Here is a 25253-nt window from a genome sequence, read left to right on the forward strand (position 1 = left end):
TCAGTGGGCGACGGCAGCGGCGCCGTGTTCGTCGATCAGCGCGCCGTTGTAGAAACGGTCGATGGAGAAAGGCGCGGCCAGCGGGTGCATCTCACCCTTGGCCAGGCTCGCGGCGAACACGTTGCCCGAGCCGGGGGTGGCCTTGAAGCCGCCGGTACCCCAGCCGCAGTTGAAGAACATGTTCTTGACCGGGGTCTTGGAGATGATCGGGCAGGCATCGGGGGTGGTGTCGACAATGCCGCCCCATTGGCGGTTCATGCGCACCCGGGAGAGGATCGGGAACATCTCGACGATCGCCTGCAGGGTGTGCTCGATGATCGGGTAGGAGCCGCGCTGGCCGTAGCCGACCCAGCCGTCGATACCGGCGCCGATCACCAGGTCGCCCTTGTCGGACTGGCTGATGTAGCCATGCACGGCGTTGGACATGATCACGCTGTCGATGATCGGCTTGATCGGCTCGGATACCAGCGCCTGCAACGGGTGCGACTCCAGCGGCAGGCGGAAACCGGCCAGCTTGGCCATGTGCCCGGAGTTGCCGGCCGTGACTACGCCGACGCGCTTGGCGCCGATGAAGCCCTTGTTGGTTTCGACGCCGATCACGGCGCCGTTCTCTTTACGGAAGCCGATCACCTCGGTCTGCTGGATCAGGTCCACGCCCAGGGCATCAGCGGCCCGGGCGTAGCCCCAGGCCACAGCGTCGTGACGGGCCACGCCGCCACGGCGCTGCACGGTGGCACCGAGGATGGGGTAGCGGGTGTTCTTCGAGCAGTCGAGATAGGGGATCTCGGCCGCGACCTGCTCGGTGCGGATCAGCTCGCCGTCCACGCCGTTGAGGCGGTTGGCGTTGACCCGGCGCTCGGAGTCACGGATGTCCTGCAGGGTGTGGCACAGGTTGTACACGCCGCGCTGGGAGAACATCACGTTGTAGTTGATGTCTTGCGACAGCCCTTCCCACAGTTTCATGGCGTGTTCGTACAGGTGCGCCGACTCGTCCCACAGGTAGTTGGAACGCACGATGGTGGTGTTGCGGGCGGTGTTGCCGCCACCCAGGTAGCCCTTCTCGACCACCGCCACGTTGGTGATGCCGTGTTCTTTCGCCAGGTAGTAGGCGGTGGCCAGGCCATGGCCGCCGCCACCGACGATGACCACGTCGTAGACCTTTTTCGGGGTGGGCGTGCGCCACATGCGCTGCCAGTTCTCGTGGTGGCTGAGGGAGTGCTTGAAGAGGCCGAAGCCTGAATAACGTTGCATGGTGTTCTGCTCCACTCAGCGGTAGACCGGGAAGTCGGCGCACAGGGCGGCGACGTTCTTGGCCACATCGGCCTCGACATCGGCGTCGCCCAGGTTGTCCAGCACATCGCAGATCCAGCCGGCCAGCGCCACGCACTGGGCGACCTTGAAGCCACGGGTGGTGACGGCCGGGGTGCCGATGCGCAGGCCCGAGGTGACGAACGGCGACTGCGGGTCGTTGGGCACGGCGTTCTTGTTGACGGTGATATGAGCGCGCCCCAAGGCGGCGTCAGCGTCCTTGCCGGTCAGGCCCTGGCGGATCAGGCTGACCAGGAACAGGTGGTTGTCGGTGCCGCCGGAGACCACGTCGTAGCCGCGGTCGATGAACACCTGGGCCATGGCCTGGGCGTTTTCGATGACCTGTTTCTGGTAGGCCTTGAAGCCGGGTTCCAGGGCTTCCTTGAAGCACACCGCCTTGGCGGCGATCACGTGCATCAGCGGGCCGCCCTGGGCGCCGGGGAACACGGCGGCGTTGAGCTTCTTCTCGATCTCTTCGTTCGACTTGGCCAGGATCAGGCCGCCACGCGGGCCACGCAGGGTCTTGTGGGTGGTAGTGGTGACCACGTCGGCGAACGGGATCGGGTTGGGGTACAGGCCAGCGGCGACCAGGCCGGCGACGTGGGCCATGTCGACGAACAGCAGCGCGCCGACTTTATCGGCGATCTGGCGGAAGCGTGGGAAATCCAGAGTCTTGGAGTAAGCGGAGAAACCGGCGACGATCATCTTCGGCTTGTGCTCGACCGCCAGGCGCTCGACTTCGTCGTAGTCGATCAGGCCAGTGGTGGTGTCGATTCCGTACTGCACGGCGTTGTACAACTTGCCCGAGGACGACACCTTGGCGCCGTGGGTCAGGTGGCCGCCGTGGGCCAGGCTCATGCCCAGGATGGTGTCGCCGGCCTGCAGCAGGGCGAGGTATACGGCACTGTTGGCCGAGGAGCCGGAGTGCGGCTGAACGTTGGCATAGTCGGCGCCGAACAGCTGCTTGGCGCGCTCGATGGCCAGGGCTTCGACTTTGTCGACGTGCTCGCAGCCACCGTAGTAGCGCTTGCCTGGGTAGCCCTCGGCGTACTTGTTGGTCAGGCCGCTGCCCTGGGCCTGCATCACGCGTTTGCTGGTGTAGTTCTCCGAGGCGATCAGCTCGATGTGATCTTCCTGGCGCTGTTCTTCGGCATTCATCGCCGCCAGCAGTGCGTCGTCATAACCCTGGATCTGGTCTTGCTTGCTGAACATCGTGTATCTCCCGGCAGCGATCGTTTCTTGTCTGGTGAGGGTTTTCCCACCCTTTGCAGCGATGGTATGACCGGGCACGGGGGCACAGATGCCTGCGCGCGCCTTGCAATGGCGCGTTTACGACATTGGCGTACCGACTTGGCAAATCCTCTGTCGGAGCGGCTTCAGCCGCGAAAGGGCTGCACAGCAGCCCCGACGATTCGCGCCTTGTCATGGATCCCGGGGCCGCTTCGCGCCCCTTTCGCGGCTAAAGCCGCTCCCACATAGGCAACCGCTGAATCGATGGTTTAGAGTGCGTGCCTGCGTCGTACAAAAGGACAGGCGTCATGACCGACAACAATCAACAATTCGCCAGCGACAACTACTCCGGCATCTGCCCCGAAGCCTGGGCCGCCATGGAAAAGGCCAACCACGGCCACCAACGCGCCTACGGCGACGACCAGTGGACCGAACGCGCCTCGGAATACTTTCGCAAGCTGTTCGAGACCGACTGCGAGGTGTTCTTCGCCTTCAACGGCACCGCCGCCAACTCCCTGGCCCTGGCCTCGCTGTGCCAGAGCTACCACAGCGTGATCTGCTCCGAGACCGCCCACGTCGAGACCGACGAATGCGGCGCGCCGGAATTCTTCTCCAACGGCTCCAAACTGCTGACCGCTGCCAGCGTCAACGGCAAGCTGACGCCTGAGTCGATCCGCGAAGTGGCGCTCAAGCGCCAGGACATCCACTACCCCAAACCCCGCGTGGTGACCATCACCCAGGCTACCGAAGTGGGCACCGTCTATCGCCCGGACGAACTCAAGGCGATCAGCGCCACCTGCAAGGAGCTGGGCCTGAACCTGCACATGGACGGCGCACGCTTCACCAACGCCTGTTCGTTCCTCGGCTGCTCGCCGGCCGAGCTGACCTGGAAGGCTGGTGTCGATGTGCTGTGCTTCGGCGGCACCAAGAACGGCATGGCGGTGGGCGAGGCGATCCTGTTCTTCAATCGCCAGCTGGCCGAGGACTTCGACTACCGCTGCAAGCAGGCCGGGCAGCTGGCGTCGAAGATGCGCTTCTTGTCGGCACCCTGGGTCGGGCTGTTGGAAGATGGCGCCTGGCTGCGCCATGGCAAGCATGCCAACCACTGTGCGCAGCTGCTGGCGTCGTTGGTGAGTGACTTGCCGGGTGTGGAACTGATGTTCCCGGTGGAAGCCAACGGGGTGTTCCTGCAGATGCCGGAGCATGCGCTGGAGGCCCTGCGCAACAAGGGCTGGCGCTTCTACACCTTCATTGGTAGCGGGGGCGCGCGGTTCATGTGTTCGTGGGACACACAAGAAACCCGGGTGCGCGAACTGGCGGCGGACATCCGCGCCATCTTTACCGCCTGACAGATGGCATTCGCCGGCAAGCCGGACCTACGGGCCCCTTGTGGTGACGGCTTGCCGGCGAAGCGATCTAAAGCCTGAACCCACCCATCTGCCGCGCCAGGTCATCGGCCAAGCCGCGCAACGCCTGGCACTCCTCGCGACACCCCTGCACTTCGCTGGCGGTCTGCCGCGCCAGGTCGGAGATCCCCTGCACGTTGCGGTTGATCTCCTCGGTCACCGCAGACTGCTCCTCAGTCGCCGTGGCCACCTGATGGTTCATGTCGCTGATACGCTCGACCTGGTCGGTGATCGCCCCCAGCGACGTGCCCGTGCGCTGGCTGGACTCGACACCGCTGCCAGTCGCCTGCTGCCCCGCCTGCATCGACGCCACGGCGGTGCCCGCGCCCTGCTTGAGACGGTGGATCATCTGCTGCACCTCGTCGGTGGACACCTGGGTGCGCCGCGCCAAGGTGCGCACCTCATCGGCGACCACGGCGAAGCCACGGCCCATTTCCCCCGCCCGTGCAGCCTCGATGGCGGCGTTGAGCGCCAGCAGGTTGGTCTGTTCGGAAATGCTGCGGATCACCGCCAGCACCTCGTCGATCGAGGCCACCTCATCGGCCAGTTGCGTGACCGCCTCGGCGGCGCGGCCAATCTCGCCGGACATGCCTTCGATACCATGGATCGAGCGACGCACCACCTCCCGCGCCTGCAGCGCCTCGTCGCGCGCCGACTGCGAGGCGTGCGCGGCGGCACCCGCGTTCTGCGCAATGTCCTGCACGGTCAGGCCCATCTCATGCACCGCGGTGGCAACCATTTCGGTCATTTCCTGCTGCCGCCCGGAGCGGTCGGCGGTGTTGTCCACCACCTGGGTCACCTGCTCGACTGACCGGTGCAGGCGCTCAGTGGTGCGCAGTACTTCACCGATCAGGCCACGCTGGCTGTCGAGGAAACGGTTGAACCCTCGGGCCAGGTCGCCCAGCTCGTCCTGTCGCGAGTCGTCCAGGCGATGGCTGAGATCGCCCGCGCCGCTGCCGATCTGCACCAGCGCCGCGGTGACCTGGCGGATTGGTCGCACCAGCCCGCGCGCCAACAGCACCACCAGCAACAGCGACACCAGCGCGACCGCGCCGCCGATCAGGCTGGTCAGCCAGACGGCATGGCGCATCTGGGCATAGATCTCGGCTTCCGGTACCTCGGCGACCAGGGTCCAGTTCAGCTCGCGCAGGGGCAGGCCCAGTGCCAAGTAGCGCTCCCCGTCACGCTCGAAGCGGGTGCTGCGCAGCCCATCGGCGCCGCTCATCACGGCCTTGGCCGCCTCCGCGTCCAACTGCTCGGCCAGCTGGCGCTTGCCGCTGAACTGCTGGTCGGGATGGACCTGGATCAGGCCATCGTTGCGCACCAGGAACACCTTGCCATGCTCGCCGAAGCTGAAGTCATGGATCAGCTTCGACAGTTCGGTCATGCGCAACCCCATGCCGGCCACGCCGACCAGTTGGCCGGCCTTCTCCACCCGATAGTCGATGAACAGCGCCAACTCGCCGGTGGAGCCATCGATGTCGATGTTGATCAGGCGCTCGGCGCCACTGTCGATGTAGCCGTAGAACCACTTGTCCTTGGGGTTGGCGCGGCTGAGGGTACGGTCCAGGCCCTTCTCGTTGTAGTAATGGCCGGTGCGGGTGGAGGCGAACAGGGTGGTGAAGGCCTTGTTGCGCTGCTTGGCGGCCTCGAGGTATTCGATGAAGCGCGGCAGCTCGGCGGCATCTTCCCCGGCGGCCAGCCAGTCACGCAGCAGGGTGTTGCCGGCGATATCCGCCGCCGCCACCAGCGGCTGGCCGAGCATGCGCTCGATGTCGTTGCGAATCGCCTCGACGCTGGCCGGCAACGCCGTGTCGACCAAGTAGCGCTCGGTGAGGCGGTTGACCGCCACGGTATAGATCGCCACCACCACCAGGATGCTCGCCAGCAGGGCGCCGCCCATGCTCGCGATCAGTTGCCACTGGATACTCCGCCGCCAGATGCGCATGCCCTGCCACTCCCGCTAATTATTGTTTTGCGAGAAGTGTATACACTCAAGTATCCAGTTTATCCAGCACCCCTGTAGGAGCCAGCCTTGCTGGCGAACTGCGGTGCCAGCGTTCTACTGGTCCGGCTGTTCGCCAGCAAGGCTGGCTTCTACAGGGGGGTGCGCATTCTGTTGTTATTGGTCGCCGATGGTCCGGCTGATGGCATCGACGGTGGCGTCGATCTGCGCCTGGGTGCGCTCGAGGGTGCGATCGTGCTCGCGCTGCAGCTCGATCTGTTTGGAGCACAGGTTCAGGGCGGCCAGCACCAGCAACTTGTCGCCGATCAGGGTCGGGAACTGGCGCTTGGTTTCGGCCAGCGCGACATTGAGCATGCGCACGGCCTGGTTCAGGGTGTCTTCCTGGCCCTCGGGGGCCTTCAGCGAGTAGTCGTTGCCGAGGATCGACACGACATTGATCGGCTGTTCTGGCCGTCTCATGCGTTCACGACACCCGCGCTGGCGCGCTCGACCAGGGCCTGGATGCGTGCGGCGGTGGCGCCGTGCTTCTCCTCCTGTTCCATCAGCGACAACTGCAGGCTGTCGTTCTCTTCCTTGGCCTGGGCCAGTTCCTGGCCGAGGCTGGCGTTCTGCTCGGCCAGTTGCGCGTTCTTGTGCATCAGGTCGCTGACCAGTTGCTCGAGTTGATTCAGGGAAGTTTCCAACATGCGTCTATCTCGGGTTGTTGCAAAGGGCGCACACGATAAGGAAAAACCTGCGCCCCCGCCATTAAATATCGGATTCAAAAGGTTTTTGCCTGGGGAGGTTGACCGGATATCGCCCCCCTTGTTCCGGTCTGTGGCAACCGCTGGTCAGGAAGTTCGTTAGCGACTTCACACTTTCACCATTCACCACTCAAGACTGGTCGGTCACGACCGATAGGCAGGTAGGTCTTTTTCCGTCGCATGGATCGCGGCCCCCTCACTGCCTTGGATACCGCCTCCATGTCCCTACGCAACATGAACATCGCCCCGCGCGCGCTGCTCGGGTTTTCGGTCATCGGCCTGCTGATGCTCGGCCTGGGTGTGTTCTCCCTGATCCAGATGGGCAACATCCGCCAGGCCGGCGTGACCATCGAAGAAGTCAGCGTGCCCAGCATCAAGACCCTCGATGAACTGACCGCGCTGAACCTGCGCCTGCGCACCCTCTCCTACCGCCTGCTGCTCAACCGCGAGCCAGCCACCCAGCAGGACACCCTGCGCCTGCTGGACGAGCGCAACGCCCAGATCGACAAGGCCCGCCGCGCCTACGAGCCGCTGGTCAGTGCCGCCGACGAACAGGCCGCGTACGACCAGTACAGTCAGTTGCTGAACCAGTACCGCCAGCTCGAAGCGCGCATGCGCACCCTGAGCCAGGCCGGCGACCTCGATGCCCTGCGCGACCTGCTCAACCGTGAGTTGCTGGACAACTCCGAGCAGATCAACAAGGTCATGGACACCCTGGTACGCATCAACACCGACCAGACCAGCGCCACCAACGAGGCCGCCGCCAGCCAGTACAGCGGTGCCTTCGGCCTGGTGATCAGCCTGCTGGTGGCTGCCACCGTGCTGACCCTGCTGTTCGCCTTCCTGCTCACCCGCAGCATCGTCAAGCCCATCGACGAAGCGCTGAAGTCGGCCGAGCAGATCGCCGAGGGTGATCTCACCCACAACATCGACACCGAAGGCACCGACGAGGCCGCGCGCCTGTTGAAAGCCATGGCCAAGATGCAGGACAAGTTGCGCGACACCCTGCAACTGATCGCCGGCTCCGCCACTCAGCTGGCCTCGGCCGCCGAGGAGCTCAACAGCGTCACCGACGAGAGCGCCCGTGGCCTGCAACAGCAGAACAACGAGATCGAGCAAGCCGCCACCGCCGTCACCGAGATGACCAGCGCGGTCGAGGAAGTGGCGCGCAACGCGGTGAGCACCTCGGAAGCCTCCAGCGAAGCCAGCCGTTCGGCCGGCGATGGCCGCGACCTGGTGATGGAGACCGTGGGTGCCATCGAGCGCATGAGCGGCGACGTGCAGGCCACCGCCAAGCTGATCACCCACCTGGCCGAGCAATCGCGCGATATCGGCAAGGTGCTCGACGTGATCCGTGGCCTGGCCGACCAGACCAACCTGCTGGCGCTCAACGCTGCCATCGAGGCCGCCCGTGCCGGTGAGGCCGGCCGTGGCTTCGCCGTGGTCGCCGACGAAGTGCGCGCCCTGGCGCATCGCACCCAGCAATCCACCAGCGAAATCGAGCGGATGATCGGCAGCATCCAGGGTGGCACCGAGCAGGCGGTGGACTCGATGCGCACCAGCACCGAGCGCGCCGAGTCGACCCTGAACATTGCCCGTGGCGCCGGCCTGGCGCTGGACACCATCGCCGGCGCGGTGGCGCAAATCAACGAGCGCAACCTGGTGATCGCCAGCGCCGCCGAGGAGCAGGCCCAGGTGGCCCGCGAGGTGGACCGCAACCTGGTGAACATCAACGACCTGTCAGTGCAGAGCGCCACCGGGGCGCACCAGACCAGCGCGGCGAGCGCCGAGCTGTCGCGCCTGGCGGTAGACCTGAGTGGGCTGGTGGCACGCTTTCGCACTTGAAAAAGCCGGGGCCGCTTTGCGGCCCCCTGCACGCTCGGGTCAATACTCGATCCGCACATCCCCCTTGGGTACGCTGCAGCACGACAGGATGTAGCCTTCGGCCTCATCTTCTTCGGTGATCCCGCCGTTGTGCTCCATCTCCACCTCGCCGCCCAGCTTGAGCACTTTGCAGGTGCCGCAGATGCCCATCCCGCAGGCCTTGGGAATCATCAGCCCGACCTTGGCCGCCGCGGCGTGCACCGTCTCGCCCGGCGCCACGCGGATGCTCTTGTCGCTGCCGACGAACTCCACCAGGTTGAGGTCGGCCACATCCACTTCCGGCGCATCAGCGGCCTGCTCGGCGTGCTCCACCGCGTCGGCCTTGGCCTCCGGCGGCGTCGCGCCGAACGATTCCTCGTGGTAATTCTTCATGTCGAAGCCGACGGCCTCGAGCATGCGCTTGACCGCGCTCATGTAGGGGGTCGGGCCACAGCAGAAGATGGTGCGTTCGAGATAATCCGGGGCGATCAGCTCCATCAGCCGCTGGTTCAGGTAGCCGCGGTAACCGGCCCACGGCTCACCCAGCCCGTGCTTCTCGCAAATGATGTGCAGGCTGAAGTTGGGGATGCGCGAGGCCATCTGCTCCAGCTCGCGGTGGTAGATGATGTCCTTCGGTGAACGGGCGCTGTGCACGAACACCATGTCGACGTTGGCGTTGGTGTCGTAGAACCAGCGGGCCATGGACATCACCGGGGTGATGCCGACACCACCGGAAAGATAGAGCACCTTGCCCGCCGGGAAGTCGATGGCATTGAACAGCCCCACCGGCCCGTGCACCGGCAGTTCGGCGCCTTCGTGCATGGTGTCGTGGAGGAAGTTCGATACCAGCCCGCCCGGCACGCGCTTGACGGTGATGGAGAAGCTGTAGGGCACCGACGGCGAACTGGAGATGGTGTACGAACGCATCACCGGCTTGCCTTCGATCTCCAGCTCGAGCGTCACGAACTGCCCGGGCTTGAAGAAGAACATGATCGGCTGGTCGGCCATGAAGCAGAAGGTGCGCACGTCCCAGGTCTCCTGGATGACCTTGACGCAGCGCACGATGTGGCGGCCATTGGCCCAGGTCTGGGTGGTGACCGGATTGAGGAAGGTATCGGACATGTTCATCTCCAGCAGCCGACTGTCGGCCTTTCTTATGGTTCCGATAATGCGCAAGCCGGGGGCTGTGTACATTCCCATCCGCGACATCGGCGTGCTTATCGCGACCAGCCCCGCGCTACAAGGGTTGGCGCGTCGGAATTCGATTCGGCCATGTCGCCCGTGGACATGGCCGTTTCCCGGCTCGAACGCACACTCCGGCAAAAGAACAGGTTGTTTATCCACAGCAGCCTTGCGGCATAAAAACAACGACACGATTAGCCACCTTTCGCCGGCCGACCACGGCCCTGAGGACCACACGATGGACGTCACCGCAACCCTGAGCCTGGGCGATCCACTGGAACCTGCACGCAAAGCCACCGCCGAGATGCTGCAGACCCGCGAGCGCACCTACTCGCTGCCGCAACCGTTCTACAGCGACGAACGCCTGTTCCAGATCGACATGCAGGAGATCTTCCACAAGGAGTGGCTGATCGCCGGCCTGGTGTGCGAGATCCCGGCCAAGGGCAACTACATCACCCTGCAGATCGGCAAGAACCCGATCATCGTGGTGCGTGGCGCGGAAGGTAAGGTGCATGCCTTCCACAACGTCTGCCGCCACCGCGGCTCGCGGCTGTGCGTCAGCGAGAAGGGCAAGGTGGCCAAGCTGGTGTGCCCCTACCACCAGTGGACCTACGAGCTCGATGGCCGCCTGTTGTTCGCCGGTACCGAGATGGGCGCCGACTTCGACATGAACCAGTACGGCCTCAAGCCTGTGAACGTGAAGGTGGCCGGTGGTTACATCTTCATCAGCCTGGCCGAGAACCCGCCGGCCATCGACGAGTTCCTGGCCACGCTCGAGCATTACATGGAACCCTACGACATGGAGAACACCAAGGTGGCGGTGCAGACCACCTTGATGGAAAAGGCCAACTGGAAGCTGGTGCTGGAGAACAACCGCGAGTGCTACCACTGCAACGGCTCGCACCCCGAGTTGCTGAAGACGCTGCTGGAATGGGACGACACCAACGACCCGCGTGCCAGCCAGGAATTCAAGGACCACGTGGCCGCCTCCGCCGCCGCCTGGGAAGCCGAAAAGATCCCCTACCTGCACAAGAGCCACGGCCTGCGTAACCGCATCGTGCGCATGCCGCTGCTCAAGGGCACCGTGTCGATGACCATGGACGGCAAGCAGGCGTGCCAGAAGCTGATGGGCCGCATCAAGAACCCGGACCTGGGCTCGATGCGCATCCTGCACCTGCCGCATTCGTGGAACCACTGCATGGGTGACCACATGATCGTGTTCACCGTATGGCCGATCAGCGCGCAGGAGACCATGGTCACCACCAAGTGGCTGGTGCACAAGGACGCGGTGGAGGGGGTGGACTACAACCCCGAAGAGATGCGCAAGGTGTGGGACGCCACCAACGACCAGGACCGCCGCCTGGCCGAAGAGAACCAGCGCGGGATCAACTCCACGGCGTACCAGCCAGGGCCTTATTCGAAAACCTATGAATTCGGCGTGGTGAATTTCATCGATTGGTACAGCCAGCGCCTGCTGAACAACCTTGGCGCCGAGCCTGCGTCGTACCTCAAGGAGATCAAGGCGCAGTAAGCCCATAGCTAGCGACGCTGGCTCCTACACCTGGCCTGTAGGAGCCAGCCTTGCTGGCGAACAAACACACCGCCATTCGCCAGCAAGGCTGGCTCCTACAGGTTACATGCGGCATCAGAATGCTCGGTGCCAGTGGTCACTGTCCACCTAGACTCTCCCGCTCACAAGGGAGATCACAGATGAACCCCGCACATGCGCGACACCTACGAAAAGGTCGCTACTCCGAAACAGGTCGTCTCTACATCGTCACCAGTGTGGTGGACGAGAGGCAACCTCTGTTCGCCGACTTCCACCTCGCGCGCGCAATGGTCGCTCAGTTGCGCCATGCCCACGACCAGCAGTGGGTATGCAGCCTCTGTTGGGTGGTCATGCCCGACCACTTCCACTGGCTAATCGAACTGCGCCAGATCGAGCTCTCCAACCTCATGCGCAGGGTCAAATCCAGAAGCACGCTGCTCATCAACAAAGCTGCCTCCCGCCAAGGCCGCCTCTGGCAAAAGAATTTCCACGATCATGCCCTGCGCAAGGACGAGGATATCCGCTCAGCCGCTCGCTATATCGTCAGCAACCCCCTACGGTCGGGGCTCGTACGCAGCTTGCGCAACTATCCGCACTGGGACGCTGTCTGGCTCTGATCAGAAAACGTACAAACCACCGCAACCCACGCCCTGCAGGGTGCACAGACACCCACCAACACTTTATCCACAGCACGGCCAACAGCAATTGTGGAAACTCCTCAAAAAAATTCAGGCATAGATCTGATCAAATTTCGATCAATCTAGTGCAAGCCTCTGAATTCAATGGCTCCAGAGTTATCCAAACAACTTGTCCACACCTTCGCCAACAGACTTTGTGAGCAAATCGGTCCCTGTGCGGAAAACCACTGTGGATAACACGACAACGCCCTGAAAATACTGATTTCCAAGCAGAATAAAGGCCAGCTGATCACTTTCTGACCAAAACTGGCAACACCAATGAATTCAGGGCCTGTAGAGCACACCAAACATATTATCCACAGACCAGCCAACAGCGATTGTGGGAAAGATTAGCCCTTCACCCCGCCATGAAAACGAAAAAGCCACGAACGGGTCGTGGCTTTAACTGATCAAAAATCGACCAACACCTTGTAAGCCCTATGAACAAAGGCCTGCAGCAATACACAAACACTTTATCCACAGAAGCCCCAACAGATTTTGGGTACAACGCCTCAACGCAACACCCCCTCCTCCACCAACAGCTTGAGGATGGCCTCAGCCCCTTCCTGTGGAGAAACATCCTTGAGCACCTTGCCGCCCCCGCCACTGGCCTTGGCCGTGGCAGCCTTCATACGGTCGGCACCGCTCTTGGCCTTGATCACCTTAAGGCGCTTGGGCCGTGGCCGGGCCGGTTGCAAGGCGCCCTCGCCCAGCACCGAGTCCTCCACCACCACCACGTTGCGCGCCGCCAGCACACCCCGGCGAGCCGGACCGAAGGCACTCTGGCGTGGCTTGGGCGCAGCGTTATCCACAGTCGCCAGCAACGGCAGGCGCACTTTCAAGCGACGCCGCTGGCCCCGTGGCAAGGCCTGCAGCACCTGCGCGGTGCCGTTCTCGATGGACTCCACCTCGGCCAGCCCGACCACCAGCGGCCAACCAAGCTTCTCGGCCAACAGGAATGGCAGCATGCCCGAACCTTCACCGGTCTCTGCCTGGCTGCCTGCCAGCACCAACTGGGCGCCGGCATCACGCAGGTAATCCCCCAGCACGCCGAGCACATCGGCGCCGGCCGGCTGCTCCAGGACATCCAGATGCGCCAGCCCCATGCCCAGATACGCACGCAGGGCCTCTTCACGCGGGTCACCGGCATGAACCACCTGCAAGTTATCCCCAGCCAGCTGCAAGCCAAGTTCCACGGCGCGGGCATCCTGCTCGGCGCGGCGGGCGCGGCCGGAGCTGGGGTGGGCACCGATCGAGACCAGGCTGATGACTTTCGTACTCATGCTCGCTGCCCCTATGCCGCGTCGCGTTGGCCGGCACTGCGGTAGTTACCCACAGCGTCGATCAGTGCCTGAAGAATCGCCGAGCTGTCGCCGATCACCGACAGGTCAGCCCGCTTGATCATGTCGCAGCCCGGGTCCATGTTGATCGCCACCACCTTGTCGCAGGCACCGATGCCCTGCAGGTGCTGGATGGCACCAGAGATACCCACGGCCACGTATACCCGCGCCGTGACCCATGTGCCGGTAGCACCCACCTGACGGTTGCGCGGCATGAAGCCGTCGTCCACCGCCACCCGCGAGGCGCCTTCGGTGGCGCCCAGGGCCGCCGTGGCCTTGTGGTACAGGTCCCAGTCCTTGACGCCGTTACCACCGGAGACAATGAACTCGGCCTCGGCCATGGCGATGGCGGCCGGGTCCACGGCCACCGGGCCAAGGTCCTCGATGCGCGACAGGCTGCGCGCGATGCCTGTGGACAACTCGACGGGCAGCGCTTCGTGGCGGGTTTCGCTGACCGGCTCGGCGCATTCGGCGGCGGCCAGGATCACACGTGGCAGATCACGCTGAATATCCTGCTGGCCAGCACCGGCACGGCCGATACACTGGCCATCCTTGACCTGCCACACCCGCGTCGCCGGGCGCTCGCCCAAGGCCGCGGCGAAACGCCGACCCAATTCACCACCCCCGGTACGGCTGTCGGGCAGCAACCAGTGGCGTGGGGATAACTGGTTATCCACAGCTCGCAGGCCCTGCACCAGCTGCTCCGGTGCATAACCCTCGAACACCTCGCCCTCGATGACCAACAAGCGGTCGACGCCGGCTGTGGAAAAGTTGTGTTCCTTGTGTTCGCCAAAGACGATGGCCAGCACCGCGCCGTCGCTGCCCGCCAGGCTGTGGGCCAGGCCGAGCAAGTCGCGGTCGTGGCTGCCCAGGCGGCCGCCGACCATGTCCGGCACCACGGCGATGTAGAAAGCCGGCTCCGCCAACTGGTGCAGCGGCAGCTGCACCTCAGCGGCTGCCGTGCGCCGCCCGCCCACGCCAGTGCCCTGCTGGGCGCCGCTGCGGTCGATGCGCTTGAGGCCGTTGGGGCCGATGAAGCCTGCGGCGATCGCGTGTGGGTTCTTGCGGATGACGCCGTGGGGGCCCATCCAGCTCGTCTGTTGCACCTGCATCGCCGCATGCAGCGGATGCAGGCGGTTACGGGCGATCCACTCGGCGCGTGGGTCGCGGCGGATGATGTCGCTCATCAGTGCACCTCCGCAGGTTCACGTTTGGCTGCCTGCGACTTGGCGGTTGCAGGTACTTCATCTTCGATCAGCACGTCGGCCACCAGCTCGGCGATGTCCTTGATTTGAGGACGCGGCTCGACCACGCCTTCAAGCATCGCCGTGCACTGTGGGCAACCCACCGCCACCAGCTCTGCCTGGGTCTCGCGAATATCGTCCATACGCATGTCGGGAATGCGCTGCTTGCCGGGGATATCGGTGATCGGCGCACCGCCGCCACCACCGCAGCAACGGGAGCGGAAACCCGAACGTTGCATCTCGCGCACTTCGATACCCAACGCCCTGAGCACGTCGCGCGGGGCTTCGTACTCGCCGTTGTAGCGGCCCAGGTAGCACGGGTCGTGATACGTGACGCTGCCACCCTTGTGCTGGCCGAGGTTGAGCTTGTTCGCGGCGATCAGTTCGGCGATGTAGGTGCTGTGGTGTTGCACCTGGTACTCGCCGCCCAGTGCGCCGTACTCGTTCTTCAGCACATGGAAGCTGTGCGGGTCGCAGGTGACGATGCGCTGGAACTGGTACTTGGCCAAGGTCTGGATGTTGCGTTTGGCCAGTTGCTGGAAGGTCGCCTCGTCGCCCAGGCGACGGGCCACGTCGCCGCTGTCGCGTTCTTCCAGGCCGAGCACGGCGAAGTCCACGCCCGAGGCCTTGAGCACTTTGACGAACGCACGCAGGGTGCGTTGGTTGCGCATGTCGAAGGCACCATCGCCAACCCAGAACAGTACGTCGGTGCGCTTCACCTCGGACAGAAGCTTCAGGCTGAGGTCGGCGGCCCAGTTCATCCGGCCGCCCGGAGCAAAGCCGCCGGGGTTGTCGGTGGCGATCAGGTTGTCGAGCACTTCGGCGCCCTTGTTCGGGGTGGCGCCCTTCTCCAGGGTCAGGTGGCGGCGCATGTCGACGATGGCGTCGACGTGCTCGATCATCATCGGGCACTCCTCGACGCAGGCGCGGCAGGTGGTGCACGACCACAGCGTCTCGGCGTCGACCAGCCCGTTGACGATCGGCTGGTGCGGGTGACCGCCATGCTCACCGACCGGCTTGCCCGGATAAGGGCTACCAGCGAACTGTGCATCGGTGCCACCGGCCAGGCCGATGACCATGTCCTGGATAAGCTTCTTCGGGTTCAACGGCTGGCCGGCCGCGAACGCCGGGCACATGGCCTCGCACTTGCCGCACTGCACGCAGGCGTCGAAACCAAGCAGTTGGTTCCAGGTGAAATCAACTGGCTTTTCCACACCCAACGGCGCATTCGGGTCTTCCAGGTCCAGCGGCTTGAGGCCGGTGGAACGACCGCCGCCGAAGCGCTCGGCCCGGCGATGCCAGGCCAGGTGCAGGGCACCGGCGAAGGCGTGCTTCATCGGGCCGCCCCAGGTCATGCCGAAGAACAGCTCGGACACGCCCCACAGCACACCAATGCCCAGCAACGCGACGAGTACCCAGCCACCCGTACCTTCCGGCAGAATGCCGGCCACCGGCAACGTGGCGATGAAGAAACTCGCCGCGAACATCAGCAGGCTCTTGGGCAGGCGCATCCACGGGCCCTTGGACAGGCGCGCGGGCGGGTTGAGGCGGCGTTTGAAGACAAAGATCGCGCCGGTGAACATGATCACCGTGGCCACCAGCAGCGCGTAGCCGAGAATCTTGCTGTGCAGGCCGAAACCATGCACCAGGATCGCCAGCACAGCCGACAACACGAAGCCGCCTGCGGTGGCCACGTGGGTCTTGGACATGTACTTGTCGCGCTCGACCACATGGTGCAGGTCCACCAGGTAGCGCCGCGGCATGGCCAGCAGGCCACCGATCAGGTCGACCTTGCTCGGCCGCCCGCGCCGCCACATGCGCACCCGGCGCAGGGCGCCGAGCACCGCCAGGCCAAGGGCGGCGAACAGCAGGATGGGTAGAAGGGTGTTCAACATGGGAGGCTCCCACAACAGCTAGAATCCTGCGCCGCTCTCAAGGGCGGCACCGACCCCTGTAGGAGCGGATTCATCCGCGATGAGGGCGGCACAAGCCGATGGGCTGTCGCTGCCGACGCTATCGCGGATGAATCCGCTCCTACAGGGGGCCAATCCCGCCTCTAGAGAGGCGGTGCGATCAGAAGTCCTTGCACAAGCGCAAGGCGTCGTAGATCGCCGCATGTACGTTGCGCTGGGCCACGCAGTCGCCGATGCGGTACAGCAGGTAGCCCTCGCCCGGCTGGCTGAGGATCGGCTGCGGCTTGATGGCGAACAGCGCCTCCACGTCGATCTGGCCCTTGTTGCGCGAACCCTCCTTCAACGCGTAGTACAACTGCTCGTCCGGCCGCACGCCGTTCTCGATCACCACCTGGTCGACCACCCGCTCCTCCTTGCCGCCGGTGTATTCGTTCTCGAGCACCGCCACCAGCTTGTCGCCCTCGCGGTAGACCTTTTCCAGCATCATGTCGCCGGTCATGATCACTTCTTTCGGGTAGAGGCTGCGGTAGTAGGTCGGGAAGGTGGTGCCGCCCATGGCCACGCCCGGCTTGATGTCGTCGGTGACGATCTCCACCTGGGCGCCCTTGTCGGCGAGGAAGTCGGCGGTGGACATGCCGGTGAACTCGCAGATGGTGTCGTACACCAGCACGTTCTTGCCCGGCGCGACCTTGCCGTCGAGCACGTCCCAGCTGCTCACCACCAGCCCTTCGGCGGCGCCCCAATGCTCGTTCTGCTCGACGAACGGATGGCCGCCCACCGCCAGCACGATGATGTCCGGGCGCAGGTCCTGGATAGTCGCCACGTCAGCGGCAGTGCCCAGGCGCAGGTCGACCTTCAGGCGGGCGAACTCCAGCTGGTACCAGCGGGTGATGCCGGCGATCTGATCGCGTTGCGGCGCCTTGGCGGCGATGGTGATCTGCCCGCCGATCTGCTCTTTCTTCTCGAACACGGTGACGTCGTGGCCACGTTCGGCGGCGACACGGGCCGCTTCCATCCCGGCAGGGCCGGCGCCGACCACCACGACCTTGCGTTTCGGCCCGGTGGATTTCTCGATGATGTGTGGCACGCCCATGTATTCACGGGAGGTCGCGGCGTTCTGGATGCACAGCACGTCCAGGCCCTGGTACTGGCGGTCGATGCAGTAGTTGGCGCCCACGCACTGCTTGATCTGGTCGACCTGGCCCATCTTGATCTTGGCGATCAGGTGCGGGTCGGCGATGTGCGCGCGGGTCATGCCGACCATGTCGACGTAGCCACCCTCCAGAATACGCGTGGCCTGGTTCGGGTCCTTGATGTTCTGCGCGTGCAGCACCGGGACCTTGACCACTTCCTTGATGCCGGCCGCCAGGTGCAGGAACGGCTCCGGCGGGTAGCTCATGTTGGGGATGACGTTGGCCAGGGTGTTGTGGGTGTCGCAGCCCGAACCGACCACGCCGATGAAATCGAGCATGCCGGTGGCATCGTAGTAGGCGGCGATCTGCTTCATGTCCTCGTGGCTCAGGCCATCGGGGTGGAACTCGTCACCGCAGATGCGCATGCCCACGCAGAAGTCGTCGCCGACCTCCTTGCGCACCGCCTTGAGCACTTCCAGGCCGAACTTCATGCGGCCCTCGAAGGTACCGCCCCATTCGTCGGTACGCTTGTTGACCCGCGGGCTCCAGAACTGGTCGATCATGTGCTGGTGCACGGCCGACAGCTCGACGCCATCCAGGCCGCCTTCCTTCGCCCGGCGCGCCGCTTGCGCGTAGTTGCCGATCACCCGCCAGATCTCTTCCGGTTCGATGGTCTTGCAGGTGGCGCGGTGCACGGGTTCGCGGATGCCCGACGGCGACATCAGGGTCGGCCAGTTGAAGCCGTCCCAGCGCGAGCGCCGGCCCATGTGGGTTATCTGGATCATGATCTTGGCGCCATGCTTGTGCATGGCGTCGGCGAGGTTCTGGAAGTGCGGGATGATGCGATCGGTGGACAGGTTGACCGACGACCACCACTCCTGCGGGCTGTCGATGGCCACCACCGACGAACCGCCGCAGATCGCCAGGCCGATGCCGCCCTTGGCTTTCTCTTCGTAGTACTTCACATAGCGGTCGGTGGTCATGCCGCCGTCAGTGGCGTAGACCTCGGCGTGCGCGGTGCTGAGCACGCGGTTGCGGATGGTCAGTTTGCCGATCTGGATCGGCTGGAACATTGCTTCGAATGCCATGACGCAGTCTCCGGCTTACAACGGCTTCGTAACGAACAGGCCATCTTCGTGGCCTTCTTCCGACCCACCGTAGACCTGCTCGGCCACGGTGCGGATCGAGCTGCCGCGGGCAGCGAGAATCTGGTCCATGGCCCCGGCGAACCAGCCGGTGAACATGTAGTCGACCTTGCGGCCGCACTTGCCATAGACGTACACGAACGCGGAGTGCTTGAGCTTGACGCTGCAGGTGCCCTTGTCCAGGTCGATGTCCTGGATCTGGAACAGGCCCCAGCCGCGCTGCGACAGGCGTTTCATGTAGTGCTCGAACACCGCCACGCCTTCCAGGCCATGGCACTCGGCTTCTTTCTCGCACCAGTGCCAGGCGGACTTGTAACCGGCCTTGTAGAGGATCTCGGCGTACTGCTCGGCGCCCAGCACTTCCTCGATGCCCATGTGGTTGTTGACGAAGAAATGGCGCGGCACGTAGAGCATCGGCAGGGCATCGCTGGTCCAGACACCGGTCTCGCTGTCGACTTCGATTGGCAATTGCGGGGCGATCTTGGCCATGGAAACTCAACTCCATACAAATTTTTATTGGTGTGCCCCGGCATTGCTGGCAGGGGCTTTCAGGCTCGGAGTGCGGCTTTACTCGCCCCACACATCCTTGAGGACGTTGACCCAGTTTTCGCCCATGATCTTGCGCACCACGCGTTCAGAGTGGCCGCGCTTGAGCAGGGTTTCGGTGAGGTTGGGGAATTCGCCGACGGTGCGGATGCCCAGCGGGTTGATGATCTTGCCGAAGTTGGTCAGGCGCCGGGCGTAGCCCTTGTCGTGCGTGAGGTACTCGAAGAAGTCCTGGCCGTGGCCCTGGGTGAAGTCGGTGCCGATACCGATGGCGTCTTCACCGACAATGTTCATGGTGTACTCGATGGCTTCGGCGTAGTCGTCGATGGTCGAGTCGATGCCCTTGGCCAGGAACGGCGCGAACATGGTCACGCCGACGAAGCCACCGTGGTCGGCGATGAACTTCAGCTCGGCGTCGGACTTGTTGCGTGGGTGTTCTTTAAGCCCGGAAGGCAGGCAGTGGGAATAGCAGACCGGCTTCTTCGATTCGAGGATGACCTCTTCGCTGGTCTTGGAGCCCACATGCGAGAGGTCGCACATGATGCCTACACGGTTCATCTCGGCGACGATCTCGCGGCCGAAGCCCGACAGGCCACCGTCACGCTCGTAGCAACCGGTGCCCACCAGGTTCTGGGTGTTGTAGCACATCTGCACGATGCCCACGCCGAGCTGCTTGAACACGTCGACGTAGGCAATCTGGTCCTCGAACGCATGGGCGTTCTGGAAGCCGAAGAGGATGCCGGTCTTGCCCAGCTCCTTGGCCTTGCGGATGTCGGCGGTGGTACGCACCGGCATCACCAGGTCGCTGTTCTCGCGGATCAGCTTCTGGCTGGAAGCGATGTTGTCGACGGTGGCCTTGAAACCCTCCCACACCGACACCGTGCAATTGGCCGCGGTCAGCCCGCCCTTGCGCATGTCCTCGAACAGCTCGCGGTTCCATTTGGCAATGATCAGGCCGTCGATGACGATGCTGTCGGCGTGAAGTTCGGCTGGGCTCATCAGGCTGTCCCCTTTTATCGAGTTTGGCTGCGCCGAATCCTGTGCCGGCGCTTTGGGGCCAGCATATGCCTGCGGCTGGATGCGCCTCGATGCAAAAACGACAGGGGGTTTGCCGAAAGCGTCAACACCCTCCCCGACGCGCTCTGGCACGGTCTTCACAGATGAGAGCCAGTCTCGACAACCCGGGTGTGTAAGGCTTTGATGAACTTTTTGTCAGGGAGCTATCGCCGCCGACATCGGCTGAGCGAGAATCCTGCGATTCGTCAGCCTGATCGGGAGAAAACGGATGAAATCAATGGCATGGCTGGTTCTGCTGGTCGTCGCGTGCGGCGCGCAGGCCGCCGAGGAAGAAAGCACGCCCTGCGACAACGTCGAGAGCGACCAGCAAGGCTACGCGTGCGCCGCCTACAACAAGCAAACCGCCGAGCGGGAGCTGAAGTCGGCCTACGAAGACTTGATCCAGCGCATTCGCGACCAGTACGCGGACGAGAGCGACAAGGCTGCCGCCTTGAGTTCGAAGATGGAGGCTGCGGAGAAACTCTGGGCCCAGTTGCGCGACGCCGACTGCAAGGTCGAAACCTATGCCGAAAAGCCGGGCAGCAAGGCCTTCGAAGCCGCGTGGAACACCTGTGTGGCGCAACGTAGCGATGAACGCTCGGAGTACCTGCAGTCCATTGGGCAACAGTGAGCCGCCATCGTGGAGCAAGCCCGTGCCGGCATCGGTCACCGGGCGTGAGAATGGGCCTGCTCCGCGATGAACGATCAGGCCGCTGCCGGCTTCAGCGTGACGACATGCCGCTTGTCGAAGTGCCCGTCCATGCTCACCTCATCCACCAACAGCTGCTGCGCCGGCCAGTCGAACGTCAACCGTAGGTAGGTACCCGCGTTCAGGGCACCGGTCTTGAAATGCGACACATTGCCGAACGGATGATACTTGCCGACGTGCCAATGTTTATGGCCAGAGAACACCGCCGCCACACCATGCGCTTCCAGCAGCCTCGGCACATCATGGTGACGCAGGTACGGGTCTTGCCAGTGCTCCGAGGTATGCATGTTGACGATGACCACTTCGTCGCGGGCGCTGGCCTCCTCAAGCTGCCCCTTCAGCCAATCGAGCGAAGGGGTGATCTTGAAGTGACGCTTGGGTCTGAAGCTCCACCCGCCTCCCGTGCTCCACTGACGTTCATAGGTCGGTTCGTTGTTCAACTGGATGATGCGCACCCGCCCCACGGTGACTGAATAGGACAGAGAACCTTCGTGGGTATCGTTCTGGTAGCGGTAGTCGAAGGCGTTGACCGGCGCGATGGCCTGGACCCAGGCAATCTGGTCACAAACAGCATCACGCGCGCAGCCGTTGTTGCCGCAATCATCCACATTGTTGTCATAGTCATGGTTGCCCAGCCCGGGGAGCATCAGCGGCCCGCCCACGCCAGCGGCCATCTTGCGGAACATCTTCTGGACGGCGCCGCGCTCACTGCCATGGCCGTATTCGGTGATATCGCCATTGATCACCACCGGCACGTGGTAAGGTTCGTGCCGCTCACGGGCAATCGCCTCGTACACCGGCGCGGTCTTGTGCCAACCGGATGAATCGATTTCCTCCTGATGATCGTCGAAACGCTGGCTCATGTAGCGAAACGCTTGCGGGTCGGAGGCGATGATCATCTTCTGCCGGCCCTGTGGGTAATCCACCAATCGGTTCCAGCCAGCCTGATAGTAGTCCCCGTAGGTGTCGGTAGTCGTGCTGCCGCAGCCCTCTACAGCGGCATTGGCTTGTCCGACCGCGAGCATCGAGATAAGCGCTAATGCGAAGCGCCTGGTGTTGGGTGTCCGAGTTGCAGGAAACATCTTGGCAATCCTTGTTCGTTCAATGGATTGCCTACGCTAGAGATGAATGCCTCCGACAATAATCGGGAAACTAGTCCTACTGATGCGCTGTGCTCGCCTGACGATCCTGGCGTGGACACCGCTCGAAGCGCACCCGATAACAACGCGTGAAATACGACGCCGACTCGAACCCACACGCCACCGCCACCTCCAGCACGCTCATGTCGGTCTGGCGCAACAGTTGCCGGGCCTTGTCCAGCCGCAGGCGCAGGTAGAACCCGCTGGGGGTGTCGTCCAGGTGCAGGCGGAACAATCGCTCCAGCTGCCGCCGGGTGACCTGCACCGCGTCGGCCAGTACCTGGGTGTTCAGCGGCAGCTCGGTGTTGCGCTCCATCTCGCCGATCACCTTGACCAGCTTCTTGTTACGCAGCCCGTAGCGCGTGGCGATCTGCATGCGCTGGTGGTCCTGACGCGGGCGGATGCGCCCGAGCACGAACTGCTCCGATACCTGCACCGCCAGCTCGCTGCCATGGGCCTGGGCGATGAGGTCGAGCATCAGGTCGATGGAGGCGGTGCCACCTGCGCAAGTGATCCGCCGACGGTCGATCTCGAACAACTCCTGGGTGGCCTGCAAACGTGGGTAGCGCTCCTTGAACGCCTCCAGCGCCTCCCAGTGCAAGGTGGCGCGGTGGCCGTCGAGCAGGCCGGCTTCCGCGAGCACCATGGCACCGGTATCAATGCCGCCCAGTACCACCCCCTCATGATCGAAGCGGCGCAAATGCTGCTGTAGCACAGGCCCATGACAGGCCAGCGGGTCGAAACCGGCGACCACCAGCAACAACCGGGCATGTTCACCCTCGCCCAGCACGCCATCCGCGTTCACCGACATACCGTTGCTCGCCAGCACCGCGCCGCCGTCCAGGCTGAGCACGCGCCAGTGATACAGCGGGCCACGGAAGCGATTGGCCACACGCAGCGGCTCGATGGCGCTGATGAAACCCATGGCCGAGAAGCCCGGCAGCAGCAGGAAATCGATGGTCTCGGGCATTGCTCGCTCCGCAGTGAAAGTGGTCGCCTCCGTGCAAGTCTTGGTCGCCAGGGTGCGATTTTCCACCCCGCTGCCAGCGTAGCTTGTTCACACGGCCCGCAGAGGCCGGCCCTCATAAAAAACGCACTGCCGATGGAGAGCCACCATGCAACGCTTTATCCGCCGCAGCCTGTTGTCCCTCGCTCTCAGCACCACCCTTGCCACACCTCTGTTCGCCGCCGAGCCCACTGCCTGCAAGGACGTGCGCCTGGGCGTGGTCAACTGGACCGACGTGATCGCCACCAGCGCCATGGCCCAGGTGCTGCTCGACGGCCTGGGCTACCAGACCAAACAGACCAGCGCCTCGCAGCAGATCATCTTCGCCGGCATCCGCGACAAGCGCCTGGACATGTTCCTGGGTTACTGGAACCCGATCATGACCCAGACCATCACCCCGTTCATCCAGGCCAACCAGGTCAAGGTGCTCGACAAGCCCAGCCTGGAAGATGCCCGCGCCACCCTCGCCGTCCCCAGATACCTCGCCGACCAGGGCCTGAAGACCTTCGCCGACATCCACAAGTTCGAGAAGGCGCTCGGCGGCAAGCTCTACGGCATCGAGCCGGGCTCAGGTGCCAACACCCAGATCAAGGCGATGATCACCAAGAACCAATTCGACCTCGGCAGGTTCCAGTTGGTCGAGTCGAGCGAGGCCGGCATGCTTGCCGCGGTCGACCGCGCGGTACGGCGCAAGGAGGCGGTGGTGTTCTTCGGCTGGGCGCCGCACCCGATGAACGTGAACATCGACATGGTCTACCTCGGTGACAGCCAGGACGCCCTCGGCCCGGACGAAGGCCGTGCCACGGTGTGGACGGTAACCGCGCCGGACTATGCCGAGCGCTGCCCCAATGCCAGTCGCCTGCTGGCCAACCTGAGCTTCAGCGCCGAGGACGAGAGCCGGATGATGCAGCCGCTGCTCGACCACAAGGATGCCCTGGAGTCCGCCCGCCAGTGGCTCAAGGACCACCCCGAGGACAAGGCCCGCTGGCTCGAAGGGGTTACGACCTTCGACGGCAAGCCGGCTGCGGACAACCTCAAGCTCACCGCCAACTGACAGATCGCTTCGCGGATGAATCCGCTCCTACAACGCCCAGGAGGCCGCATGCCTCCTGTAGGGGCGGATTCATCCGCGAAAAGCCCACAAGCGATTCCAAAAGGAACCACCATGAACCACGACGTCATCATCACCTGCGCCCTCACCGGTGCCGGTGACACTGTAGCCAAGAGCCACCTGGTCCCGGTCACCCCGAAACAGATCGCCGAATCCGCCGTCGAGGCCGCCAAGGCCGGCGCCACCGTGGTCCACTGCCACGTCCGTGACCCGCAGACCGGCCGCTTCAGCCGCGACGTGAACCTCTACCGCGAAGTGATGGAGCGCATCCGCGAAGCCGACGTGGACATCATCGTCAACCTCACCGCCGGTATGGGCGGCGACCTGGAGATCGGCCCGGGCGAGTCGCCGCTGGAATTCGGCCCTGGCACTGATCTGATCGGCCCGCTGGAGCGCCTGGCCCATGTCGAGGCACTACTGCCGGAGATCTGCACCCTCGACTGCGGCACCCTCAACTTCGGCGACGGCAACGCCATCTACGTCTCCACCCCAGCCCAGTTGCGCGCCGGCGCCAAGCGCATCACCGAACTGGGGGTGAAAGCCGAGCTCGAGATCTTCGACACCGGCCACCTGTGGTTCGCCAAGCAGATGATCAAGGAAGGCCTGCTCGAAGACCCTCTGTTCCAGCTGTGCCTGGGTATCCCCTGGGGCGCGCCGGCCGACACCACCACCATGAAGGCCATGGTCGACAACCTGCCCGCCGACGTGACCTGGGCCAGTTTCGGCATCGGCCGCATGCAGATGCCCATGGCCGCCCAGGCGGTGCTGCTCGGCGGCAACGTGCGGGTGGGGCTGGAAGACAATCTCTACCTGGACCGCGGCGTGCTGGCCAGCAATGGCCAGCTGGTCGAACGGGCGGCGGAAATCATCACCCGCATGGGCGCCCGCGTGCTCACCCCGGCCGAGGGCCGGGAAAAGATGAACCTCAAGCGCCGCTAACCCTGTAGGAGCCGGCCTTGCCGGCGAACCAGAAACCTCGCTTGCAGG

General features: G+C 64.0%; 21 protein-coding genes and 2 pseudogenes. 8 read left to right on the forward strand and 15 right to left on the reverse strand.

Annotation, left to right across the window (positions count from 1 at the left end; genetic code table 11):
* Positions 1 to 1251 (reverse strand): sarcosine oxidase subunit beta family protein, encoded by a 1251-nt coding sequence (locus tag IM733_RS17695; RefSeq protein WP_248917826.1) that lies wholly within the window; start codon positions 1249 to 1251, stop codon positions 1 to 3.
* A 15-nt stretch (positions 1252 to 1266) separates the two neighbouring features.
* Positions 1267 to 2520, reverse strand: coding sequence for a serine hydroxymethyltransferase (locus IM733_RS17700; protein WP_213658706.1), 1254 nt, complete (start codon positions 2518 to 2520; stop codon positions 1267 to 1269).
* A 326-nt stretch (positions 2521 to 2846) separates the two neighbouring features.
* Between IM733_RS17700 and IM733_RS17705 the strand changes: the two genes are divergently transcribed.
* Complete coding sequence (locus IM733_RS17705; protein WP_248917827.1) at positions 2847 to 3887, forward strand: threonine aldolase family protein; 1041 nt, start codon at positions 2847 to 2849, stop codon at positions 3885 to 3887.
* Positions 3888 to 3954: 67 nt separating this feature from the next.
* Here IM733_RS17705 and IM733_RS25800 read toward each other — a convergent pair whose 3' ends face one another.
* The 4 genes and pseudogenes from IM733_RS25800 to IM733_RS17720 form a co-directional block, all read right to left on the reverse strand.
* The gene (locus IM733_RS25800) at positions 3955 to 4692 is read right to left on the reverse strand and encodes a methyl-accepting chemotaxis protein (RefSeq protein ID WP_432760434.1); all 738 of its coding nucleotides are present in this window, start codon (positions 4690 to 4692) and stop codon (positions 3955 to 3957) included.
* Between the two features lie 126 nt (positions 4693 to 4818).
* Positions 4819 to 5892 (reverse strand): annotated as a pseudogene (locus IM733_RS25805) (cache domain-containing protein); the annotation flags it as partial.
* Positions 5893 to 6066: 174 nt separating this feature from the next.
* Positions 6067 to 6369 (reverse strand): cell division protein ZapA, encoded by a 303-nt coding sequence (locus tag IM733_RS17715; RefSeq protein WP_011536152.1) that lies wholly within the window; start codon positions 6367 to 6369, stop codon positions 6067 to 6069.
* The gene (locus IM733_RS17720) at positions 6366 to 6596 is read right to left on the reverse strand and encodes a hypothetical protein (RefSeq protein WP_028688440.1); all 231 of its coding nucleotides are present in this window, start codon (positions 6594 to 6596) and stop codon (positions 6366 to 6368) included. The genes IM733_RS17715 and IM733_RS17720 overlap by 4 nt, the downstream gene beginning before the upstream one ends.
* 291 nt (positions 6597 to 6887) lie before the next feature.
* On the opposite strand from IM733_RS17720, the pseudogene IM733_RS25810 reads away from it, so the two are divergent.
* Both IM733_RS25810 and IM733_RS25815 read left to right on the forward strand, forming a co-directional pair.
* Positions 6888 to 7643: pseudogene (locus IM733_RS25810) on the forward strand (MCP four helix bundle domain-containing protein); the annotation flags it as partial.
* Positions 7635 to 8498, forward strand: a complete 864-nt coding sequence (locus IM733_RS25815; protein WP_410175754.1) for a methyl-accepting chemotaxis protein — start codon at positions 7635 to 7637, stop codon at positions 8496 to 8498. The pseudogene IM733_RS25810 and the gene IM733_RS25815, both read left to right, overlap by 9 nt.
* 39 nt (positions 8499 to 8537) lie before the next feature.
* Here the strand turns inward: IM733_RS25815 and gbcB are convergent, their stop codons facing one another.
* Entirely contained in the window at positions 8538 to 9638 is a 1101-nt protein-coding gene (gbcB, locus tag IM733_RS17730; RefSeq protein WP_240065285.1) for a glycine-betaine demethylase subunit GbcB, read from the reverse strand.
* 298 nt (positions 9639 to 9936) lie between these two features.
* Between gbcB and gbcA the strand changes: the two genes are divergently transcribed.
* Together gbcA and IM733_RS17740 are read left to right on the forward strand one after the other, a co-directional pair.
* Positions 9937 to 11229, forward strand: coding sequence for a glycine-betaine demethylase subunit GbcA (gbcA, locus tag IM733_RS17735; RefSeq protein WP_248917830.1), 1293 nt, complete (start codon positions 9937 to 9939; stop codon positions 11227 to 11229).
* Positions 11230 to 11408: 179 nt separating this feature from the next.
* The gene (locus IM733_RS17740; RefSeq protein WP_248917831.1) at positions 11409 to 11864 is read left to right on the forward strand and encodes an REP-associated tyrosine transposase; all 456 of its coding nucleotides are present in this window, start codon (positions 11409 to 11411) and stop codon (positions 11862 to 11864) included.
* A 572-nt stretch (positions 11865 to 12436) separates the two neighbouring features.
* Here IM733_RS17740 and IM733_RS17745 read toward each other — a convergent pair.
* The 6 genes from IM733_RS17745 to IM733_RS17770 form a co-directional block, all read right to left on the reverse strand.
* Entirely contained in the window at positions 12437 to 13207 is a 771-nt protein-coding gene (locus IM733_RS17745; RefSeq protein ID WP_248917832.1) for an electron transfer flavoprotein subunit beta, read from the reverse strand.
* A gap of 11 nt (positions 13208 to 13218) precedes the next feature.
* The gene (locus IM733_RS17750; RefSeq protein WP_248917833.1) at positions 13219 to 14451 is read right to left on the reverse strand and encodes an electron transfer flavoprotein subunit alpha/FixB family protein; all 1233 of its coding nucleotides are present in this window, start codon (positions 14449 to 14451) and stop codon (positions 13219 to 13221) included.
* Positions 14451 to 16403, reverse strand: coding sequence for a dimethylglycine demethylation protein DgcB (gene dgcB, locus IM733_RS17755; protein ID WP_248917834.1), 1953 nt, complete (start codon positions 16401 to 16403; stop codon positions 14451 to 14453). Before dgcB ends, IM733_RS17750 begins: the two co-directional genes overlap by 1 nt.
* A gap of 178 nt (positions 16404 to 16581) precedes the next feature.
* Entirely contained in the window at positions 16582 to 18642 is a 2061-nt protein-coding gene (gene dgcA / locus IM733_RS17760; RefSeq protein ID WP_248917835.1) for a dimethylglycine demethylation protein DgcA, read from the reverse strand.
* 15 nt (positions 18643 to 18657) lie between these two features.
* The gene (locus IM733_RS17765; RefSeq protein ID WP_011536163.1) at positions 18658 to 19188 is read right to left on the reverse strand and encodes a DUF5943 domain-containing protein; all 531 of its coding nucleotides are present in this window, start codon (positions 19186 to 19188) and stop codon (positions 18658 to 18660) included.
* 78 nt (positions 19189 to 19266) lie between these two features.
* Positions 19267 to 20244, reverse strand: coding sequence for a dipeptidase (locus IM733_RS17770; RefSeq protein ID WP_011536164.1), 978 nt, complete (start codon positions 20242 to 20244; stop codon positions 19267 to 19269).
* A 286-nt stretch (positions 20245 to 20530) separates the two neighbouring features.
* On the opposite strand from IM733_RS17770, the gene IM733_RS17775 reads away from it, so the two are divergent.
* The gene (locus IM733_RS17775; RefSeq protein ID WP_248917836.1) at positions 20531 to 20932 is read left to right on the forward strand and encodes a lysozyme inhibitor LprI family protein; all 402 of its coding nucleotides are present in this window, start codon (positions 20531 to 20533) and stop codon (positions 20930 to 20932) included.
* Between the two features lie 74 nt (positions 20933 to 21006).
* Here IM733_RS17775 and IM733_RS17780 read toward each other — a convergent pair whose 3' ends face one another.
* Together IM733_RS17780 and IM733_RS17785 are read right to left on the reverse strand one after the other, a co-directional pair.
* Positions 21007 to 22092, reverse strand: coding sequence for a metallophosphoesterase family protein (locus tag IM733_RS17780; protein WP_248917837.1), 1086 nt, complete (start codon positions 22090 to 22092; stop codon positions 21007 to 21009).
* Positions 22093 to 22168: 76 nt separating this feature from the next.
* On the reverse strand, positions 22169 to 23119 hold the full coding sequence (locus IM733_RS17785; protein WP_248917838.1) for a GlxA family transcriptional regulator: 951 nt from the start codon (positions 23117 to 23119) through the stop codon (positions 22169 to 22171).
* Positions 23120 to 23264: 145 nt separating this feature from the next.
* Between IM733_RS17785 and choX the strand changes: the two genes are divergently transcribed.
* Positions 23265 to 24209, forward strand: coding sequence for a choline ABC transporter substrate-binding protein (gene choX, locus IM733_RS17790; protein ID WP_248917839.1), 945 nt, complete (start codon positions 23265 to 23267; stop codon positions 24207 to 24209).
* 111 nt (positions 24210 to 24320) lie between these two features.
* Complete coding sequence (locus IM733_RS17795) at positions 24321 to 25205, forward strand: 3-keto-5-aminohexanoate cleavage protein (RefSeq protein WP_248917840.1); 885 nt, start codon at positions 24321 to 24323, stop codon at positions 25203 to 25205.
* The last annotated feature ends 48 nt before the right edge of the window (positions 25206 to 25253 follow it).

The sequence above is a fragment of the Pseudomonas entomophila genome (assembly GCF_023277925.1).
Taxonomy (GTDB): domain Bacteria; phylum Pseudomonadota; class Gammaproteobacteria; order Pseudomonadales; family Pseudomonadaceae; genus Aquipseudomonas; species Aquipseudomonas entomophila_D.